The sequence below is a fragment of the Streptomyces sp. NPDC059456 genome (assembly GCF_042750055.1).
In the GTDB taxonomy this organism is placed as follows: Bacteria; Actinomycetota; Actinomycetes; order Streptomycetales; family Streptomycetaceae; genus Streptomyces.
In genome coordinates this window covers 9,647-12,837 of sequence record NZ_JBHYVA010000188.1, presented here as the reverse complement: position 1 = coordinate 12,837, position 3,191 = coordinate 9,647, and the positions used below count along the sequence as shown (strand labels likewise).

Sequence of the window (3,191 nt, the reverse complement as noted above, 5' to 3'; positions counted from 1 at the left end):
GTATGGACCCGGGCGCGTGCTCCCCCCCCTCGGACGTAGAACGGACGCCGATGGGTGCGGCCCGGGTGCCCCGGCGCCCCCGGGGTCCTCGCACGTGCGGCCGCACGCCTCCTCGTAGGCTGCTGCGGTGATCACACAGGACGCCGCAGCCGTCGCGGACTTCGAGGAACACCGGCCCCGGATGTTCGGCATCGCCTACCGCATGCTCGGCTCCGCCACCGAGGCGCAGGACACCGTCCAGGACGCCTGGCTGCGCTGGAGCTCCGCCGACCGCGGCGACGTCGAGCACCCCGGGGCCTGGCTCGCCAAGGTGGTCACCCGCCTGTGCCTGAACCGGCTCGACTCGGCGCGCGCCCGGCGCGAGGAGTACGTCGGCCCCTGGCTGCCGGAGCCGGTCCTCACCGGCGACGGGACGCTCGGCCCGCTGGAGTCGGCGGAGCAGCGGGACAGCGTTTCGCTGGCCCTGCTGGTGCTGCTGGAGCAGCTGACGCCGGTGGAGCGGGCGGTGTACGTGCTGCGCGAGGCGTTCGCCTACGGCCACCGGGAGATCGCCGGGCTGCTCGACCTGACGGAGGCCAACTGCCGGCAGCTCTACCGGCGGGCGGCGGGCCGGGTGGCCGCGGGCCGGGCCGCCGCGCCGCACCCCCGCTTCGAGCCCGATCCGGAGCGGCTGCGGACCCTGGTGGAAACCTTCCTGACCGCGGCGCGCGACGGAGACCTGGCCCGGCTGGAGGGCATGCTGACCGCCGACGTGCGGTACGTGTCCGACGGCGGCGGGGTCGTGAAGGCGGCCCTGCGGCCGATCCTGGGCCGGGACAAGGTGGCGCGGTTCCTGGTGGGCGTGCTGCGCACGTACGCGGCGGACCTGCCGGTGTCCTTCGCGGAGGTCAACGGCGAGCCCGCGCTGATCGTCGGCGGGGCGGCGGTCCTGCAGCTGGAGGTCGAGGACGGGCTGATCCGCGGGATGCGCACGGTGCTCAATCCGGAGAAGCTGGAATTCCTTCACCGGCAGCTGTCACATTCCCGAGGGCTGTCCGGTCCCTGCTGGTGAACGCACCCCTTCAGGGCTTCAGGAAGGAACGGACACCATGAGCACGATCCTCGTCACCGGAGGCACCGGCACCCTGGGCACGCCGGTCGTCGCCCGGCTGCGGGCGGCCGGCCACGACGTACGCGTACTGAGCCGGCACGCGAAGGACCACCCGGTCGACCTGCGGGACGGCAGCGGGCTGGACGCGGCGATGGCCGGCGCGGAGGTGGTCGTGCACTGCGCGAGCAGCCCGCGCGGCGGCGACGACGTGGCCGCCGGGCACCTGATCGAGGCGGCCCGGCGGGCCGGGACGGTCACGAACGTCGTCTACATCTCGATCGTCGGGGTGGACGTGGTCCCCTTCGGCTACTACACGGTGAAGTACAAGGTCGAGCGGATGCTGGAGGAGTCCGGGCTGGGCGTGACGATCCTGCGGACGACGCAGTTCCACGACCTGGTGGCGATGACGGTGGACACGCTGGCGAAGGTGCCGGTGGTGCCGCTGCCGCTGCCGAAGGGGGTCCGGGTACAGCCGATCGCCGTGGCGGAGGTCGCCGACCGGCTGGCGGAACTCGCCGTCCCGGCCCCGGCGGGCCGGGTGACGGACATGGGCGGCCCGGAGATCCACACGCTGGTCGAGCTGGGCCGGGCCCGGCTGGCGGCGACCGGGCGCCGGCGCAGGGTGTTCGCGCTGCCGCTGGCGGGCAAGGCGTACGCGGCCTTCCGCCGCGGCGGCAACCTGACGCCGTCCCACGCGGTCGGCAAGGTCACCTTCGCCGAATTCCTGAAGGCCGGGGCGGGAGCCGGGGCCGGCGGCTGAGGCGGGGGCAGGGCGGGGAGCCGGGAGCCGGAGCCGGGAGCCAAAGCCGGAGCCAAAGCCGGCGCCGGGAGCCGGGGCCGGGGCCGCCAGATGGAGTCCTCCGTACGCCTGCGCGGGCTCCACCAAGGGACAATGTGCTGGATATCGTCACATTCAGTCCACGGCGTGCTGCACGGTGAGGGGCGATGATCGTTTCGGTGGTGTCCATGCCGGAGGGCATCGCGCGGCGCGCCCCGGTGTCCGAGGCCCGTGAGCGCCTCGCGGCATCCCGTTTCCTGTTCGTGGACGCGGAGCTGCCCGAGGAGGCCCCGCCCGGTGAGCAGCCGGTCGCCGACGTGCTCGGGCTGGAGGCCGACGACCTGCCGTGGCTCGGCCGGGAACGGGAGACCGCCCGGGCCGAGTTCCTCGGTGACGCGGCCGCGTTCGTCGTCCCCGCGATCGAGGCGGGCCGGGTCGTCCACCTGCACGTCGTGGCCACCGAGCGGTACCTGCTCACGGTGCACCGGGGGCCGGCGGGGCTGGTGGAGCGGTGCGTGGCCCGCTTCCCGTACGAAAGGCCGCCCGACGCCGTGGCCACGCTGTTCCTGATGCTCGGCGAGGCGCTGGAGACCTACCGGCGCTCCGCCGTCCAGGCCCTGCTGGAGGTGGAGGAGCTGGAGGACGAGATGTTCCGCCGGCGGGACCCCCAGCAGCTGTACCGCCTGGCGCGGCTGCGCCGGACCGCGGCGCAGCTGCACCACTCGCTCCTCCCCTACCACCAGGCGGCGGAGGAGTTCATCACGCGCCGGGTGCTGAACCGGAACTTCCCGCAGGAGCGCCAGCGGCTCGCCCGTGAGTACCAGCGCACGGCGCGGGTGGTGCTCACGGAGATCGAGGCGCTCCAGGAGGCCGCCCGGCGGGGTTTCGGCACCTACTCCTCCCTGGTGTCGGGCGAGCAGAACGGCGTGATCAACCGGTTGGCGATCGTTTCGACGATCTTCCTGCCGCTGACCTTCGTGACCGGGTTCTTCGGCATGAACTTCGCCTACCTGTCGGACGAGCTGGAGAGCAGGGCGATCTTCTGGGTGCTCGCCGTGGGCCTCCAGGTGGTCTTCCTGGCGGGCGCGCTCTACGTACTGCACCGCACCCGCATCTGGCGCAGGTTCCGCGAGGACGAAGCCGTCGGCGACGACGAATAGGCGGTCCGGCCCGGCGGGTCAGGGCGCGAAGAGGTCCGCCTGGGCGGCTTCGCGGGCGGCCAGGCGGGCGCCCGCGAGCCCCGCCCGGGGCCCGCGTTGGGGGGGGCGGGCCAGCCACGGCCCGGGGGTGAGCCCCCCCCCCCCGGGGGGGCCCGCCTCCCCC

The 3,191-nt window shown here is 74.1% G+C and carries 3 protein-coding genes; all 3 read left to right on the top strand.

All coding sequences use genetic code 11. The features are described 5' to 3' along the window. Positions 1–127 precede the first annotated feature (127 nt). Positions 128–1,051 carry an RNA polymerase sigma-70 factor gene (locus ACFXA3_RS18430; protein WP_385187959.1) on the top strand — a complete coding sequence of 308 codons (924 nt, stop codon included), beginning with the start codon at positions 128–130 and terminating at the stop codon, positions 1,049–1,051. A 37-nt stretch (positions 1,052–1,088) separates the two neighbouring features. After that, positions 1,089–1,850, top strand: coding sequence for an SDR family oxidoreductase (locus tag ACFXA3_RS18425; protein ID WP_385187957.1), 762 nt, complete (start codon positions 1,089–1,091; stop codon positions 1,848–1,850). 185 nt (positions 1,851–2,035) lie between these two features. Further along, positions 2,036–3,028 carry a CorA family divalent cation transporter gene (locus ACFXA3_RS18420; protein ID WP_385187956.1) on the top strand — a complete coding sequence of 331 codons (993 nt, stop codon included), beginning with the start codon at positions 2,036–2,038 and terminating at the stop codon, positions 3,026–3,028. Positions 3,029–3,191: the final 163 nt, after the last annotated feature.

Excerpts from the sequence above, each read along its gene's own strand:
- ACFXA3_RS18420 (WP_385187956.1), top strand. The coding sequence starts at position 2,036 with ATGATCGTTTCGGTGGTGTCCATGCCGGAGGGCATCGCGCGGCGCGCC.
- ACFXA3_RS18425 (WP_385187957.1), top strand. The coding sequence starts at position 1,089 with ATGAGCACGATCCTCGTCACCGGAGGCACCGGCACCCTGGGCACGCCG.